14 protein-coding genes and 3 tRNA genes are annotated in these 15,854 nt (G+C 74.1%); 4 read left to right on the top strand and 13 right to left on the bottom strand.

The genetic code is table 11. The features are described from left to right. Positions 1-340: 340 nt before the first annotated feature. The 4 genes from O7600_RS25670 to O7600_RS25655 form a co-directional block, all read right to left on the bottom strand. Positions 341-413 (bottom strand) — tRNA-Glu (locus O7600_RS25670). 151 nt (positions 414-564) lie between these two features. After that, positions 565-637: transfer RNA gene (locus tag O7600_RS25665), tRNA-Glu, on the bottom strand. Positions 638-712: 75 nt separating this feature from the next. Beyond that, positions 713-784 (bottom strand) — tRNA-Gln (locus O7600_RS25660). Between the two features lie 106 nt (positions 785-890). Next, positions 891-1,694, bottom strand: a complete 804-nt coding sequence (locus O7600_RS25655) for a fumarylacetoacetate hydrolase family protein (RefSeq protein WP_098743366.1) — start codon at positions 1,692-1,694, stop codon at positions 891-893. 157 nt (positions 1,695-1,851) lie between these two features. Here O7600_RS25655 and O7600_RS25650 point away from each other — a divergent pair, with 157 nt between their 5' ends. Both O7600_RS25650 and O7600_RS25645 read left to right on the top strand, forming a co-directional pair. Then, a complete protein-coding gene (locus O7600_RS25650; protein WP_281591018.1) occupies positions 1,852-3,270 on the top strand; it encodes a hypothetical protein in 1,419 nt (472 codons plus the stop codon). Between the two features lie 34 nt (positions 3,271-3,304). After that, positions 3,305-4,195: a 3-methyladenine DNA glycosylase gene (locus O7600_RS25645; RefSeq protein ID WP_281591017.1), complete on the top strand. Its 891-nt coding sequence runs from the start codon at positions 3,305-3,307 to the stop codon at positions 4,193-4,195. A 74-nt stretch (positions 4,196-4,269) separates the two neighbouring features. On the opposite strand, the gene O7600_RS25640 is transcribed toward O7600_RS25645, so the two are convergent. After that, on the bottom strand, positions 4,270-4,845 hold the full coding sequence (locus O7600_RS25640; protein ID WP_281591016.1) for a GNAT family protein: 576 nt from the start codon (positions 4,843-4,845) through the stop codon (positions 4,270-4,272). A gap of 112 nt (positions 4,846-4,957) precedes the next feature. On the opposite strand from O7600_RS25640, the gene O7600_RS25635 reads away from it, so the two are divergent. Continuing rightward, positions 4,958-7,390, top strand: coding sequence for a low temperature requirement protein A (locus O7600_RS25635; protein WP_281591015.1), 2,433 nt, complete (start codon positions 4,958-4,960; stop codon positions 7,388-7,390). Positions 7,391-7,401: 11 nt separating this feature from the next. Here the strand turns inward: O7600_RS25635 and arfB are convergent, their stop codons facing one another. The 7 genes from arfB to O7600_RS25600 form a co-directional block, all read right to left on the bottom strand. Beyond that, positions 7,402-7,827: an alternative ribosome rescue aminoacyl-tRNA hydrolase ArfB gene (arfB, locus tag O7600_RS25630; RefSeq protein ID WP_091580508.1), complete on the bottom strand. Its 426-nt coding sequence runs from the start codon at positions 7,825-7,827 to the stop codon at positions 7,402-7,404. A gap of 10 nt (positions 7,828-7,837) precedes the next feature. Further along, positions 7,838-8,134, bottom strand: a complete 297-nt coding sequence (locus O7600_RS25625) for a hypothetical protein (RefSeq protein ID WP_098743372.1) — start codon at positions 8,132-8,134, stop codon at positions 7,838-7,840. A gap of 88 nt (positions 8,135-8,222) precedes the next feature. Further along, on the bottom strand, positions 8,223-9,083 hold the full coding sequence (locus O7600_RS25620; protein WP_098743373.1) for a trypsin-like peptidase domain-containing protein: 861 nt from the start codon (positions 9,081-9,083) through the stop codon (positions 8,223-8,225). A 47-nt stretch (positions 9,084-9,130) separates the two neighbouring features. Next, positions 9,131-10,090 (bottom strand): VWA domain-containing protein, encoded by a 960-nt coding sequence (locus tag O7600_RS25615; protein ID WP_091580518.1) that lies wholly within the window; start codon positions 10,088-10,090, stop codon positions 9,131-9,133. Further along, positions 10,087-11,148 (bottom strand): DUF58 domain-containing protein, encoded by a 1,062-nt coding sequence (locus O7600_RS25610; protein ID WP_281591014.1) that lies wholly within the window; start codon positions 11,146-11,148, stop codon positions 10,087-10,089. Before O7600_RS25610 ends, O7600_RS25615 begins: the two co-directional genes overlap by 4 nt. Continuing rightward, complete coding sequence (locus O7600_RS25605) at positions 11,145-12,194, bottom strand: MoxR family ATPase (protein ID WP_091580527.1); 1,050 nt, start codon at positions 12,192-12,194, stop codon at positions 11,145-11,147. Before O7600_RS25605 ends, O7600_RS25610 begins: the two co-directional genes overlap by 4 nt. Positions 12,195-12,386: 192 nt before the next feature. Continuing rightward, on the bottom strand, positions 12,387-12,911 hold the full coding sequence (locus O7600_RS25600; RefSeq protein WP_281591013.1) for a hypothetical protein: 525 nt from the start codon (positions 12,909-12,911) through the stop codon (positions 12,387-12,389). A 373-nt stretch (positions 12,912-13,284) separates the two neighbouring features. Here O7600_RS25600 and O7600_RS25595 point away from each other — a divergent pair, with 373 nt between their 5' ends. Further along, positions 13,285-14,082, top strand: a complete 798-nt coding sequence (locus tag O7600_RS25595) for an endonuclease/exonuclease/phosphatase family protein (RefSeq protein ID WP_281594267.1) — start codon at positions 13,285-13,287, stop codon at positions 14,080-14,082. Here O7600_RS25595 and cimA read toward each other — a convergent pair. After that, on the bottom strand, positions 14,033-15,631 hold the full coding sequence (cimA, locus tag O7600_RS25590) for a citramalate synthase (protein WP_281591012.1): 1,599 nt from the start codon (positions 15,629-15,631) through the stop codon (positions 14,033-14,035). The two genes, O7600_RS25595 and cimA, sit on opposite strands and share 50 nt — an antisense overlap. Positions 15,632-15,854: the final 223 nt, after the last annotated feature.

Genomic DNA, 15,854 nt, shown 5'->3' with positions numbered 1-15,854 from the left:
CGGCTGCCCGGCTGCCCGGCTGCCCGGCTGCCCGGCTGCCCGGCTGCCCGGCTGCCCGGCTGCCCGGCTGCCCGGCTGCCCGGCTGCCCGGCTGCCCGGCTGCCCGGCTGCCCGGCTGCGAGATCTTGGTACGAAACGGCCCCTGGAAGGGCCGTTTCGTACCAAGATCTTCGCTCTTCCAGGCGGCGGCCGCCGGGAGGCGATCGACGAGGAGGGGCCGGGCCGGAAGGCAGGGGCGGGCCGGAAGGCAGGAGCGGGCCGGAAGGCAGGAGCGGGCCGGAGGGCAGACAGAATGTCGAACGGCCCGTCTCGCGGGAGCGAGACGGGCCGTTCGATGACGTAGCCCCGACCGGATTCGAACCGGCGCTACCGCCTTGAGAGGGCGGCGTCCTGGGCCGCTAGACGACGGGGCCAGGCACTTTCCCTGCTTCGCCACCCTGCCGAGCGGCGTGGCAGTAGTCTAGCGGCACCGCGTCCGGCACCGCCGCGGGGGGTCACCCCTGCGGCGGGAGCCGAACAGCAGAACAGCCCGCCCCCGGGAAGTGGGACGGGCTGACGGTGCTGTAGCCCCGACCGGATTCGAACCGGCGCTACCGCCTTGAGAGGGCGGCGTCCTGGGCCGCTAGACGACGGGGCCAGAACCTTCTTGCACTCCGGCAGCGGTGAACTGCCGGAATCCAGCGACCGGGGTTCTTGCGAACCCGCGGCTGCGCTGGGGTACCAGGACTCGAACCTAGACTAACTGAACCAGAATCAGTCGGGCTGCCAATTACCCCATACCCCATTGGCCCCTTGCGGCGCCGGGAATGAACTTTACCCTCCCGGTGCCGACAGGCCAAATCCAACCCCCCGAACCGCCCTTGACCTGCGGAAACGGGGCGTCGGACGGATCAGGCGACGGGGACCACGGGGTTGCTGAGTTCCCCGATCCCCTCGATCCGCACGGTGACCGTATCCCCCTCGGTGAGCGGGCTAACCCCCGCCGGCGTGCCGGTGAGCACCACGTCGCCGGGAAGCAGCGTCATCACGTGCGAGATGTAGGACACGAGGCCCGGCACGTCGAAGACCATGTCCTTGGTCCGGCCGAGCTGGCGTACCTCCATCTCCTCCGGATTGCGGCCCACCTCGCACCGGATCTCCAGGTCGGCCACGTCCAGCCCGGTGGTGATCCACGGACCGATGGGGCAGAACGAGTCGAAGCCCTTGGCCCGGGTCCACTGGCCGTCGGACCGCTGGAGGTCCCGCGCGGTGACGTCGTTGGCGCAGGTGTAGCCGAAGATGGCCCGCTCGGCGGCGGCCCGGTCGGCCCGGCGGGCGCCCGGCGCCCCGATCACCACGGCCAACTCCGCCTCGTGCTCCACCTGCTTCGAGAAGATCGGCAGGCGGATGGCGTCCCGGGGACCGATCACCGAGGTGGACGGCTTGAGGAAGAGCAGCGGCTCCTTGGGCACCTCGCTGCCGTGCTCGGCGGCGTGCTCGGCGTAGTTACGGCCGACACAGACCACCTTGCTGGGCAGGATCGGCGACAGGAGCCGGACGTCGGAGAGCGCCCAGCGGGCGCCGGAGAACTGGATCTGCCCGAACGGGTGGCCCTCGATCTCGGCGATGGTCAGGCCCTGCGGCCCGGCCTCCGGCTCGCCCTCGACGACTCCGAACGACATTCCCTTGGCATGAGCGAAACGAGCGATACGCACCTGGCCAATCTATCCCCGACACCGGCGGGTGGCGGCCGGTCCGGCCCGGCGCGGCCGGCAAGGGTACGCCGGATCACACCGGCCGGGGCGGGATTGCCGGCTTCGTACCCGCCCGGCGGGGCCCGGACCATAGCTTCGGGTCCGGAGGTTCGTTGGTATGCCTGCATCGAGACGACACCACAGGACCCTGGCAGTGCTGGTGAACTGCCTCGGCGTCATCGCCGCCGTGCCCGCGCTGCCCCCGGCGGCGCCCCGGGCGGCCGCCGCTCCCGCCCGACCGGCCCCACCGCCGGCCGCGGTCGCGGCGCCGGCCCGCCCGGCCGCGGCGGCCACCCCGATCCCGACCGGCGTCCCGGCGGTGCCGCCCGCGGTGCCGACCACCGGCCCGGCTCCGGTCCCGGCGTCGATGCCACCGGTGAGCGTGGCGGTGGGCGCGGCCGGCACGCCGGCGCCGGGCTACCGGATCGAGGTGCGCAACGCCGGTACCACGCCGGTCGAGACGCTGGTGCGGCAGGAGCTGCCGAGCGGCTCCCGCGCCACCACCGTGACCGGCGGGGGCCGGGCCACCGGCCCGGTGGGGGCGACCGCCGGCGAGGTCACCTGGCGGCTGCGGCTGCCGGCGCGGAGCAGCACCACGCTGCACACCGCGCTCGCGGTCACCGGCCCGGGCCGTTCGGTGACGGCCCCCACCTGCGTCTACGGCACCGACGGCACCCGCCCGTACGACTGCGCCACGGCGACCTGGGTGGGCGCGGCCACGGCGCCGGCGGCGCAGGTGACGGCGGCCCCGGCCTGGCGTCGTCCGCCGGTGCTGCTGGCCGCGTTCACGGCGCTGCTGGTGCTCACCGGCGGGCTGCTGTGGTGGGCGGCGGCCCGGCGACGCCGCCGGCCCGCCACGACGAGCGAGGGCACGATCGGGGCGTCGGGCACGGCCGGGCCTCGACCGGCCGAACCGGTCGCCGCGAGCGGGTCGGGCGGCCCGGAGGACCGGGGCACCGTCTACCCGCGCCCGGCGCTGCCCACGCCCGCCGTCCGACGTCGCCGGCCGCCGGTCTGGCTGGTGGTCGGCGTGGCCGCCGCGGTGCTGGCCGGCGTGGTCGGGGCGGCGGCGTGGACGGCCACGCAGCGGGTCGCCGCGATGGACACCACCAAGCAGCCGACCAGCGGCGCCTGGGTGGGCAGCAGCGTCACCGGCGCGCTGGGTGTGCCGTTGCGGGAGACCGCCTTCGAGTTCACCGTCTACCGGATGAGCTGCGGCACGGGGGTGCTGCCGGCGGCGCCGGGCGGCGGGCGGCCGTGCCTGGCCACGGTGGGCGTGCGCAACCTCACGTCCGAGCAGCAGACCTGGCACGGTCAGTTGCAGCGCGCGTACCTGCCCGGCGGCAACTGGGTGGCCGCGGACGAGAACGCCACGCGGGTGGCGAACCTCGGCCGGGACGTGTTCGCCCAACCGGTGGCCGCCGGCCGGCGGGTGCTGCTGCCGCTGGTGTTCACCGTGCACGGCGGCGAGCCGCCGAAGCAGTTGGAGCTGCGCAGCGGGGTGTTCTCCGCCGGCGTGCGGGTGGACGTGGACTGACCGGGGTGCGGGCGGCGGCCGTACCCTGGGGTCCGTGACCGCCGCCCTCGCCCCCGCCGCCGTGCTCGACGCGGCCGACTGGCAGGCCCGCCGGCGCGCCCACGAGGAGCGGGTCGACGCCTGGCTGGCGCCGCACCTGGCGCGCCGCCGCACCGGGGTGAAGCATCCGGTGGAGGACTTCCTGTTCACCTACTACTCGCACCGGCCGGCGCAGCTGCGCCGGTGGCACCCCGGCGCGGGCGTGGCGCTGCGCGACGCCGATCCGGCCGGGTTCGGCCCGGACTACACCGCCGGCGCCGCCGGGCTCACCCTCGACACCGAGCGGGTACGCGCGCGGCGCGCCGAGTCGATCGACTGGATCCGTACGCTGCTGGCGGCCACCGCCGGCCGCCCGGCGCACCTGGGCTGCTTCGGCATGCACGAGTGGGCAATGGTCTACCGGCAGACCCAGGAGCAGGTGCGGCACAACGCCTGGCCGTTGCGGCTCAGCCCGGAGGCGACCGCGGCGGTGGTCGAGGAGCGCGGCGTGCGGTGCAGCCACTTCGACGCGTTCCGGTTCTTCACCGGCCCGGCCCGGCCGCTCAACGTGCTCCAGCCGACCCGGGAGAGTCAGCACGCGCTGGAGCAGCCGGGCTGCCTGCACGCCAACATGGATCTCTACAAGTGGTCCTACAAGCTCTCGCCGTTGGTGCCGTCGGAGCTGGTCGCGGACGCGTTCGCGCTGGCGAGGGAGATCCGGACGCTGGACATGCGGGCGTCTCCGTACGACCTGGCGGACCTGGGCCACCCGCCGGTGCGGGTGGAGACCCCGGAGGGCCGGGCCGAGTACGCCGCCGCCCAGCGCGGCTTCGCCGAGCGGGCCGCCGGACTGCGGTCCCGCCTGCTGGCCGCGCTGGACCGGGCGACGCCCGCCGGCCCGGCCTGAGCCGGGCCGGCGGCGGATCAGCCGAACGCGCGGGCCGGCGCCCACGAGCACGAACGTGTTTCGACGCCTCCGGCTCAACCCTCCGGATGCCCCCGGTGCCTGGCCCACTCCGGCGCGAGGATCGACATGACGGTGGCGTCCACCCAGTCGTCGCCGTCGCGCAGCACCTGCCGCAGCGTCCCCTCGGCCACGAAGCCGACCTTCTCGTAGGCCCGCCGGGCGCGCGGGTTGAACGCGAACACCTCCAGCCCGACGCGGTGCAGGCCGAGCTGCTCGAAGCCGTAGCCGACGATCAGCCGGACCGCCTCGGTGCCGAGGCCCCGGTCCCGTCCGGTCGGCCCGATCAACGTGCGGAAGTTGCAGCTCGCGTTGGCGCGGTCCCACTCGTTCAGGACCACCTCGCCGACGCAGCGCCCACTGCCGCGGTCGACCACGGCCAGGTCGAGCCGGTCGGTCTGGCTGTTGCGGGTGCCGTACCAGGCCCGCAGCCGGGTGTCGGGGAAACCCTCCCCGGGCGGGCTCCCGGTCAGCCGGGCCACCTCCGGGTCGGCCAGGATCTCCGCCAGCGCGGGCAGGTCGTCGTCGTGGAACGGACGGAGCAGCACCCGCTCGCCGCTGAGCGTGGGCTTGACGGAGAAGTCGGTCGGCACGCGATGGATTCTGGGCAGCCGCCCAGCGGGCCGCAAACGGTTTAGCCGCTGCCAGCCGGCCCGATCGGGCAATTCCCGACGCCCGATCCTCGGGCCTTGACACAGTGGGGGAATGGGCGGGGTCGGTCGGATCCAAGTGGCCGACCAGGCCGGCGGGGTCAGCCGGCTGGAGCTGTTCCTCGACCTGATCTTCGTGTTCGCCTTCCTCAACGTCACCGGGTTGACCGCCGAGCAGCTCAACCCGGCCGGTCTGCCCCGTGGACTCCTGCTCCTCGTGCTGCTCTGGTGGTGCTGGACGCCGTTCGCCTGGCTCGGGACGATGGTGCGGCTGGATCGGGGCGTGCTGCCGGTGGCGATGTTCGGGCTCAGCGCCGCCCTGTTCGTGATGAGCCTGACGGTGCGGGAGGCGTTCCTGGATCGTCCGGGCGGGCTGTCCGGTCCCGTGGTCTTCGCCCTGGGTTACCTGGTCGTGCGGGGCACCACGCTCGCCGTGGCCACGGTGGCCACGACGGACCGGACCGGGGTCCGGCACCTGATCCGGAGGGTCTGGCCGCCCGCCGCTGTGGGCGCGCTGTTCCTGCTCGCGGCGGCGGTGGCGCCGACCTACGTCCCGGATGCCGTCACCCGGGAGTGGGTCCGCTTCGCCCTGGTCGGTTGTGCGGTCGTCGTCGAGTACGGCGGCGTCCTGCTGGTCCGAACCCAGCGGTGGCGGATCGCCTCCACACCGTACTGGGCGGAGCGACACGCGCTGATCATCCTGATCGGGTTCGGCGAGACGATCATCTCGATCGGGCTCAGCCAGGGCATGGCGGTGGCGCAGCCGCTGACCCCGGCCGTGGTGATCGGGACTCTGCTCGGTGTGGCACTCGCGGGCGCCCTCTGGTGGACGTACTTCGACATCGCCCGGTTCGCGGCGGAGCAGGCACTCCAGCGGGTCGCGAGCGACCGGCGCGCGGCACTCGGACGGGACGCGTACAGCTTCCTGCACCTGCCGATGATGGCCGGACTGATCCTCGTGGCGCTGGGTCTCAAGAAGGCGCTCGGCGAGCTGCGGGTGCACAGCGGGGAGAGTGATCCGCTCCTCGGGGCGGTGACGCTCTACGGCGGGGTGGTGCTGTATCTGGTCGGCCTGGTGCTGTTCGAGCTGCGGACGCTACGCATCCTGGGCCGCTCGCCGCTGCTCGGCATCGTGCTGGTGCTGGCGGCCGCGCCGTTCGCCCCGCGCCTGCCGGTGCTCGCCGAGCTGGCCGTGCTGACGGCTGCCGTCGGCGCGACCGCGTTGGCCGACGCGACGATCTTCCGGCACCGTCACCGGCGCCTGCACGCGGCCATCGGCGGCGCCCACGAGCACGCCGGCGTCACCCCGAAGGAACTCTTCTTCGACCTCGTCTTCGTGTACGCCTTCCTTCAGGTGGCGGCGCTGATGGGCGACGACCCGACGGTGACCGGCGTGGTCCGTGGCCTGCTCGTGCTCACCACTCTCTGGCTGGCCTGGTGCGCGTACGCCTGGCTGGCCTCGGTGGTGCGTTCGGAGAGTCCCCTCGTACGCGTGGTGATGGTGCTGGTCGTGGCGGTCACCGCGGTGATCACGCTGGCCGGCCCGCAGGCGTTGGCGGACGCGCTGGGTGGTATGTCCGGTCCGCTGGTCTTCGTCGCCTGCTACGCGGTGATCCGGCTGCTGGTGCTCGTCTCGTTCGCCGGTGCGGCACGACAGCACCCGGGGATGTGGCCGCCGCGGCCGGCCCTGGCCACCGTGCCCAGCCTCGTCGCGCTCGGCCTGCTGCTGATCGCGGCGCTGGTGCCCGAGCCGGTGGGTGACATCCGAGCGCTCCCTCCGGTGCGGGTGGGCCTGTGGGTCGCGGCGATCCTGGTCGACGTCCTCGGCAACGCCCGGGTCCTGCGCGTGCTGCGGATCGAATCCGCCGCGCACTGGGCCGACCGGTTCAGCCTGATCGTCATCATCGCGCTCGGCGAGGCGGTGATCTCGATGGGCACCGCGCTCGCCTACACCCCGATCTCGGCCCGGATCATCCTGGCGGTCCTGCTCGGCACCGGGCTGCTCGCCTCGCTGTGGTGGGCGTACTTCGGCTGGGACAGCGCCGAGGGGGAACGGGCGATGGAGGCCGCCGACGGCACGGCCCGGATCCGGATCGCCAGGGACGCGTACACGGTGCTGCACCTGCCCATGGTCGCCGGGATCGTGCTGGTCTCGTTGGGTCTGCGGAAGTCCATGTCGGTGCTGGGCAGCGCCGGCTTCCTCGCGCTGGGACCGCCGCCGTACCTGCTGGGGCACGCCGCGCTCTTCGGTGGGGTGCTGCTCTATCTGGTCGCCGTGCAGGCGTTCCACCGGCGGACCGTCGGGCGTCGCCGCCGGAGGCTCCGCGTGGCGCAGGCGGTGCTCGTGGCGGCGTCGCTGCCGCTGACGGCGGGGCTTCCGGCGCTGGTGTCACTGGCCGTGCTCACCGCGGTCTGCCTGTCCGTCACCGCGTTCGAGGCGACCCGCGGCAGGCACGTGCCCGCCGTGCAGCCGGTGCCCTCACACTGACCGTCCGACGCTCAGTCGCCGTCCACCCGACGGTCGCGCTTGCGCTGCGACTGCCGCTTCTTCTCGGCCAACCGGCGCTCCTTGGCGCCCCGCGAGGGTCGGGTCGGGCGGCGCGGCTTCGGCGGCGGGGCGACCGCCTCGCGCAGCAGGGCGGCCATCCGCTCGCGGGCCGCCTCCCGGTTGGCCAGTTGCGCGCGGTGCTCGCTGGCCGCGACGGTCAGCACGCCGTCGACCAGCCGGCCGGCGAGCCGGGTCAGGGCCCGTTCCCGCAGCGACTCCGGCACGCTCGGCGAGCCGGCCAGGTCGAAGCTCAGCTCGACCCGCGAGTCGGTGGTGTTGACCCCCTGCCCGCCCGGCCCGGACGACCGGGAGAACCGCTCCCGCAGCTCGGCGGCGGGCACCACGAGCCGGTCGGTCACCCGCAGTCCGTCGTCCACGCCCCCGAGGCTAGCGCCCCGGACGGTGGCTCGGGGTGGGGGTTCCGGTCGGGGTGGGACTGGCCCGTTCCTCGTCGGAGCCGGACGCCGCGTACGCGGCCGCGCCGACGGTCAGCAGGGCGATCACGGCGATCTTGACGACCACGCCACGAATCGCGGTCCAGGCGTTGCGCCGGGCGCCGGGCACGCTGGTCCGGATCGTCTGGTAGTCCTTCCAGCCGCGCTGGGCACGGGCGTACGACGCGCCGACACCGGCGCCGATGACCAGGCCCACCACGAGGAGGGCCGCGATGACAGCTTGCTCCACCTCCGCCAGTATCCATACTCAGCGTAATATTTCCATTGTCCGATGCTCCCACGCCGGATATCCGACAGTTCCGCGGCGTCTGCGCAGCTCAGCCGCCCCGACCGATGATGGTGTCGGCGGTCTGCTGGACCTGGTCGATCGGGATGGCGAAGCCGATGCCGATCGAGCCGTTCCCGTCGATGGTGGCGATGGCGGTGTTGACCCCGACCACCTCGCCGCGCGCGTTCACCAGCGGCCCACCGGAGTTACCCGGGTTGATCGAGGCGTCGGTCTGCACCGCCGTGTGCCGGCCGTTGCCGATCCGCACCTGCCGGTTGAGCGCGCTGACGATACCGGCGGTGACGGTGCCGGCCAGCCCGAGCGGCGAGCCGACCGCGAGCACCGGCTCCCCCACCCGGGTCGAGTTCGCCTTGGCCAGCGGCAGCGGGGGCAGCCCGGCGGACGCCGGCACCTTGAGCACCGCGAGGTCGCTGCCCGGCTCCCGGCCCACCACCTCGGCGGGGAACCGACGCCCGTCCGACGTCTCCACCGTCACCGGCCCGGAGCCGCCCCGGGCCAGGATGTGGTCGTTGGTGACGATGTGCTGCTCGTTGTCGATGGCGAAGCCGGACCCGGAGGCCCCCGCGCCGGACTTCCCGGCGACCATCACCGACACCACGCCGGGCACGGTGCGGCCGGCGGCGGTGACCAGCTCCGCCGGCACCGGCGCGGCCGAGGCCGCGGACGGGCCGGGCGCGCCCCGGTCGGCGGCCCAGGTGCCGGCCGCCGCGCCGGAGACGGTGGAGAGCGCCACCACCGCCGCCGCGCCCAGCAGCCGGCTCTGCCAGCTCCGCCGCCCCGCCCCCTGGTCGGGGCCGGCCCCGTCCCGGTGCCCGCGCCCGTCCGGGTCCAGCTCCGGCGAGACGAACCACGGACCGCGCGGCTCGCCGAGTCCGGTCTGCACTGCCATGCCTGGCTCCTCACGTGTCGTGCCGTCGTCCGGTCGTGGTGTACGGGTCAGGGCAGCCGGGAGAACCACCGCAGCGATCCGGCGGCGGCGCCCATGGCCAGGACCAGCCCGAGCCCGATGAAGCGGGCCGAGACGTCCTGCCGTTCCGTGCGGTAGCCGACCGACGTGCCGATGTCCTCGTAGACGTCCTTCAGCTCGGCGCTGGTGGACGCCTCGTGGAAACCGCCGCCGGTCTGGTCGGCCACCGCCTTGAGCGTCTGCCCGTCCACCGGCACCTGGATCGCCCGGCCGCCCCGGTCGACCGAGCCGCCGGGCGTGCCGAAGGAGATGGTGTGCACCGGCACCTTGGCGGCGACCGCCTGGTCGGCGGCCTCCATCGGATCCATCCCGGAGGTGTTGGCGCCGTCGGAGAGGATGATGATCCGGGCCGGCGGCGGGTCCTTCGCGGCGGTGGCGTCCAGGCTCTTCACCGCGCCCAGCGAGGTGCTGATCGCCTCGCCGATCGCGGTCCCCTGCACGCCGGTGATCCCCTCGGCGAGCCGTTCGATCCCCTCGTGCAGCGCCTCCCGGTCGGTGCTCGGGGGCACCAGCACCGCCGCGCTGCCGGCGAAGGCCACCAGGCCGACGTTGAACTCGTCCGGCAGCCCGTCGACGAACTTCCGGCCGGCCTCCTTGGCCGCGGTCAGCCGGTCCGGGTCCACGTCGGAGGCGAGCATCGAGGTGGAGACGTCGACCGCGACCATCACGGTGGCCCGTTCCCGGGGTACCCGCACCTCCGCCTCCGGCCGGGCGAAGCCGACCACCAGCAGCGCCAGCATGGCGAGGAAGAGTCCGGCCGGGACGTGTCGTCGCCAGGCCGGCCGGCGCGGGGCCACCCGGTCCAGCAGGCGCAGGTTGGTGAACCGGACCGCGTAACGGCTCTGCCGGCGTTGCAGCACGAGATAGCCGGCGACCAGCGCGGCGACGGCGAGCAGCAGCCACAGGCGGGCGGGCGACTGCCAGGTCATGCGGCACCTCCCCGGGCGGCGGCCGGCGCCGTCGCCAGCCGGCGCTGCTCGTGTACGTGCCGGACGACGTCCGCGCACCAGTCCCGGTCGGTGCGCAACACCAGATGGGTGGCGCCGGCCCGGCGCAGGGTCCGGCGGACCTGGTCACGCTGCTCGGCGGCGGCCCGCGCGAACCGCTCGCGCAGGGCCGGGTCACCGGTCCACACCTCGCGGTGGCGACCGCTCTCCGGGTCGACCAGGGTGATCAACCCGACGTCGGGCAGTTCCAGCTCGCGCGGGTCGGTCACCTCCACGGCGAGCACCTGGTGCCGGACCGCCAGCCGGCGCAGCGCGGCGGCCCAGGGCGGCGGCGGGCCGTCCGGGTCCTCGGGCAGTTCGTCGAGGAAGTCGGAGACGACCACCACGAGGCCCCGGCCGGTGGCTACCCGGTGCAGGCCGTCCAGCCCGTCGGCGAGGCCCGGCGCCGCGTCCGCCCGGGCGCCGCCGGCCGGACCGGCCGCACGCGGGTCCGGCCCGTCGTCGGTACGCGGGGCGCCGAGCAGCGCGCGGAGCAGCCCGAGCAGATGGGTACGCCCGCTGCGGGCCGGGAACCGGCGCAGCCCGTCCGGGGCGAGCACCTGGGCGCCGAGCCGGTTGCCGACCCCGGCGGTGAGGAAGCCGACGCAGGCCACCGCCGCCACCGCGAGTTCCCGCTTGTCCAGCGCGGCGGTTCCGTACTCCATGCTGGCGCTGGCGTCGACGACCATCCAGGTGGTCAGCTCCCGGTCGGCGTCGACCTCGCGCACGTGCGGGACGGTGGTGCGCGCGGTGACCGCCCAGTCCATCCGCCGGACCTCGTCCTCGCCGGGGCGGTACTCGCGACTGCCGGCCGCCTCACTGCCGGGCCCGGGCAGCAGCCCCCGGTACCGGCCGTGCAGCAAACCGTCCAGCCGCCGGGTCACGGTCAGCTCCAGTCGGCGTACCCGCTGGTCGGGAGCGAGGTCGGCGAGGCCGGGAGCGGCGGCGCCGAGATCGGGCCTGGTGGGCGCGGGCGGGGCGGGTACGGCCCGGCGGGTCATGCCGCCGCCAGGTCCGGCGCCGCCTCCGCGGGCCCGGTCACCAGCCGGGGCGGGGGCACCGCCTCGACCAGCCGGCGCACCACGTCCTCCCCGGAGATGCCGTCGGCGACCGCGTCGAAGGAGAGCACCAGCCGGTGCGCCAGCACGTCCACCGCCAGGTCCCGGATGTCCTCGGGCAGCACGTAGTCCCGGCCGTGGATCAGGGCCTGCGCCCGGGCCGCCGCGACCAGACCGAGCGTGGCCCGGGGACTCGCGCCGTACGCCAGCAGCGGCGCGACGTCGGGCAGCCCGAACCGCCCGGGGTCGCGGGTGGCGAGGATGAGCCGGACCACGTACTCGGCCAGCGCGTGGTGGACGAAGACGTCGGTCGCGCGGCGCTGGAGTTCCCGCAGCCGGGCCGGGTCGAGGACCGGGCGCGGGGTGGGCCGCTCGGTGCTCATCCGGTAGAGGATGGCCAGTTCGTCGGCGTCGCTGGGGTAGTCGACCACGACCTTCATGAGGAACCGGTCGCGCTGCGCCTCGGGGAGTTGGTAGACCCCCTCCGACTCGATCGGGTTCTGGGTGGCCAGCACCAGGAACGGGTCGGGCACCGGCCAGCTCCGCCCGGCGATCGAGACCTGCCGGTCGGCCATCGCCTCCAGCAGGGCCGACTGGACCTTGGCCGGGGCCCGGTTGATCTCGTCGGCGAGGACCAGGTTCGACATGATCGGTCCCAGCTCCACGTCGAACGTCTCGGTGGAGGCGCGGTAGATCCGGGTGCCGACGATGTCCGACGGAACCAGGTCGGGTGTGAACTGAATCCGGGCGAAGGTCCCGCCGACCACCGTGGCCAGAGTCTGCGCAGCCAGCGTCTTGGCCACCCCCGGCACGCCCTCCAGCAGGCAGTGACCGTCGGCGATCAGGGCGGTGAGCAGGCGGTCGACGAGCCGATCCTGCCCGACGATCACGCGTTTGACCTCGAAGAGGGTCTGTTCCAGCTCGACGCCGCTCGCATCGGCATCGACCGGGCTGGGCACGCTGGCCAGGGTGTCCGAGATGTCCGTCACGGTGCTTGCTTCCCGGGCCGGACCCGCGACAAACGTCGGATTATCGGCCCCTGTCCGTCCGTCGGCGGGCCGGACCGGGAGGACCTCCCCGATCGGGCGGCAACGGCGTGAACCGGCGCTGCGAGGTCCGGACGGACACGGAACACGACATCGACCCCCGCCGGAGCGGGGGTCGACGCGCGGTTGGGTGGGTCAGTTGGCGATCACGATGTGGAACGGACGGTCCGCGTAACCGCCGGTGGAGTTGCGGGTCTGCACGAACACTCCGGTCGGCGTCAGGGTCCGCGGCGCGGCCCCGACCTCACCGCCGGGGGGCACGTTCGCCGTGTCGTTCGTGCCGATGGACACGTGGTACGACTTCGCGGAGACGTTGTAGTCCAGCAGCAACAGGTACTGGCCGGCGAGGACACCCGGCCCGGGCGCGAACTTGGACGAGGACACGACGTTGCCGGAGTGCTGGAGCAGCGTCCCGTTCTGGGCGACGACCGCCCAGGCCACCGTGCCCGGCGCCGGCGGGGCGAGGGTGGCCCGCAGGGCCGCCTTGGCGGCCCGCTGCTCGGCGGCGGTCACCGGCGGCTGCTGCGGAGCGTTCCGGACGGCGGGCTGCGGGACCTTCGCCTCCGGCTGGGCGGCGATCGCGACGCCTCCGCCCGCCACGGTGAGGGACAGGGCGGCGAGTGCCACCACCGTCGCCTTTCGCTTGAAGAATGTGGCCATGACAGATCTCCCTTTTGTGGACCTGATGATACGGCCGACCCGCGAATTGCCGCGCGGGACGGATGCTTTTCGAGCACGGGCGATCGGGTGCGAACAATTGCGGACCATCGGGTATCCGCGTCGGGAGCGCACCGCTGCTGAACTGGCCTTACTACAGAGAGTCGCGACGTCTCAACCAGGTGGAACCTAGCACCGGAAAATGCGACGGGTCAATAGTTCTCATTGCGTGTCAGCGACCCGCCTGAATTGTGAGCGCGCGGCGCTCGACCATTCACGAAATTGCTTCACGGGAGGCGACGCGGCGGCCGGTAGCCTGACCGTCGTGATCACGACGGAAGCGCTGACGCGCCGTGGCGCCCGGGGCGGGCGATGGGTGACGGCGGCGTGCTGGTCGGCCGCCGCGCCGGTGGCCGCCTGGGCGGTGCTGCGCCTGGCCGGGCTGGAGCGGGGTCCGCTGGTGCTGACCACGGCCTTCACGCCGTACGTCGCGGCCCTGGCCTGGGTCGTGGCGGTGCCGGCGCTCGCGCTGCGGCGCCGGGCGCCCGCGGCGGTGGCGGCGCTCGCCGCGCTGGCGCTGCTCGGCGCGGTGGCCCCCCGCGCGCTGCCCGACGACCGGCCTCCGGCCGCCGGCCCGACGCTGCGGCTGCTCACCGCCAACCTGCGCCTGGGCTCGGCCGACCCGGCGGGCCTGGTGGAGCTGGTCCGCGCCCGGCGGGTGGACGTGCTCACCGTGCAGGAACTGACCCCGCGGCTCGCCGCCGACCTGGACCGGCTCGGCCTGGCCACGCTGCTGCCGCACCGGTCGCTGAGCCCTGAGGTGGGCGCCACCGGCTCCGGCCTGTACGCCCGCCACCCGCTGAGCGACACCGGCCACCGGCGCAACCGGGGCTTCTTCTTCACCCAGGCTTACGGGACGGTGGCGGTGCCGGGCGCGCCGCCGCTGCGGGTGGAGTCGGCGCATCCGGCCGCGCCGTACGCGGTCGACGTGGTGCCGGACTGGTGGACCGACCAGCGGGCGCAGCCGCCGGCCACGCCGACCGGCGGGCTCAGCGTGCTGGCCGGGGACTTCAACGCCACCCTGGACCACGCCGCGCTGCGCGACCTGATCGGAGCCCTCCGTCTCAGGCGGGTGCCCCGTCCTGCGCCCGGGCCCGGTCCAGCCCGTAGGTGAGCGCGTCGACCAGGGCGTGCCAGCTGGCCTCGACCACGTTGGGGTGCACGCCGACCGTGGTCCAGTCGCGGCCGGCGCCGGCGGTCTCCACCAGCACCCGGGTCACCGCGCCGGTGCCGTGGCTGCCCTCCAGGATGCGGACCTTGTAGTCGGCCAGCTCGAACTCGCGCAGCTCCGGGTAGTGTCGGGCCAGCCCCACCCGCAGCGCCTCGTCCAGCGCGTTGACCGGGCCGTTGCCCTCGGCGGTGGCGATCACGCGCTCACCGCGTACCCGGATCTTGACGGTCGCCTCGGAGACCACCGCCCCGTCCTCGCGGTGCTCGACCAGCACCCGGTACGACTCCAGCGCGAACGGCCGGGCCGGCGCGGCGTCCGGCAGCTCCGAGCGGACCAGCAGCTCGAACGACGCGTCGGCGGCCTCGAACGACCAGCCGCCCGCCTCCAGTTCCTTGACCCGGGCGGTGACCGACGACAGCGCGTCCGGATGGCCAGCCAGGTCCAGGCCGAGCTCGCGACTCTTGAGCTCGATGCTGGCCCGGCCGGCCATCTCGGTCACCAGGATCCGCATGTCGTTGCCCACCACGGCCGGGTCGACGTGGTTGTAGAGCAACGGGTCGACCTTGATCGCGCTCGCGTGCAGCCCCGCCTTGTGGGCGAAGGCGGCGGCCCCGACGTAAGCCTGGTGGGTGTCGGGGGCGATGTTGGCGATCTCGGCGATGGCGTGCGAGACCCGCACCATCTGTTCCAGGCAGCCCTCCGGTAGGACGGGCATGCCGAGCTTGAGCTGGAGGTTGGCGACGATCGCGAACAGGTCCGCGTTGCCGGGGCGCTCGCCGTAGCCGTTGGCGGTGCCCTGCACGTGCCGGACGCCGGCCTCGACCGCCGCGATGGTGTTCGCCACCGCGCAGGCGGTGTCGTTCTGGGCGTGCATGCCGAGCCGCTCGGGCGCGACGCCGGTGCGCGCGACCAGGTCGGCGATGGCGGCGGTGACCTGGGAGGGCAGCATGCCGCCGTTGGTGTCGCACAGCACGAACCGCTCGGCGCCGGCGGCCAGCGCGGCCTCCACCACCGCGGCGGTGTAGCCGGGGTCGTGGCGGAAGCCGTCGAAGGTGTGCTCCCCGTCGACGAAGACGCGCCGCCCCTGCGCCACCAGGTACGCCACCGTGTCGCGGACCATCGCCAGGTTCTCCTCGGCGGTGGTGCGCAGCGCCCGCTCGACGTGCCGCAGATCCGCCTTGGCGACCAGCGCCACGGCCGGGGTCCGGGCGTCGAGCAGCCCGCGTACCTGCGGGTCGTCCTCGACCGCCAGGCCGGCCTTGCGGGTGGCCCCGAAGGCGACCAGGACCGCGTGTCGCAGGTCCAGCTCGGTGCGGGCCCGGCGGAAGAACTCGGTGTCCTTGGGTACCGCCCCCGGCCAGCCGCCCTCGATGAAGCCCACCCCGAGGTCGTCGAGCAGGCGGGCCACCGCCAGCTTGTCGACCACCGAGTAGCTGAGCCCTTCACGCTGGGCGCCGTCGCGCAGCGTCGTGTCGTACACCTGGAAGGTCATCGGAGTCCTCTTCTCGTGCCTGGGGGGAGCAACAAAAAGACCCCCCGCGGATGCGGGAGGTCTGCGCGCTCGGCGGAGGGGAAGGCCGGCGCGCTAGCTGCCAATGATCAGGACAGAGCTGGTCACGACGAGCACTCTGCCACCTCCACCGGTTTTTGGGAGGCGAAATCCACATCCCGGGACGGCCACGTCGCTGGTGATCGTCTTCACACGGGCGGCCACC

This window comes from Micromonospora sp. WMMA1998 (genome assembly GCF_027497375.1).
Taxonomy (GTDB): Bacteria; Actinomycetota; Actinomycetes; order Mycobacteriales; family Micromonosporaceae; genus Micromonospora; species Micromonospora sediminicola.
This window is presented reverse-complemented; position numbering and strand designations above follow the sequence as displayed.

Bases quoted from the DNA above. Each gene is read 5' to 3' on its own strand.
- O7600_RS25650 (WP_281591018.1), top strand. From the start codon at position 1,852: ATGCCTGCATCGAGACGACACCACAGGACCCTGGCAGTGCTGGTGAAC.
- O7600_RS25635 (WP_281591015.1), top strand. From the start codon at position 4,958: ATGGGCGGGGTCGGTCGGATCCAAGTGGCCGACCAGGCCGGCGGGGTC.
- O7600_RS25620 (WP_098743373.1), bottom strand. From the start codon at position 9,083: ATGGCAGTGCAGACCGGACTCGGCGAGCCGCGCGGTCCGTGGTTCGTC.
- O7600_RS25615 (WP_091580518.1), bottom strand. From the start codon at position 10,090: ATGACCTGGCAGTCGCCCGCCCGCCTGTGGCTGCTGCTCGCCGTCGCC.
- O7600_RS25610 (WP_281591014.1), bottom strand. From the start codon at position 11,148: ATGACCCGCCGGGCCGTACCCGCCCCGCCCGCGCCCACCAGGCCCGAT.
- O7600_RS25600 (WP_281591013.1), bottom strand. From the start codon at position 12,911: ATGGCCACATTCTTCAAGCGAAAGGCGACGGTGGTGGCACTCGCCGCC.
- cimA (WP_281591012.1), bottom strand. From the start codon at position 15,631: ATGACCTTCCAGGTGTACGACACGACGCTGCGCGACGGCGCCCAGCGT.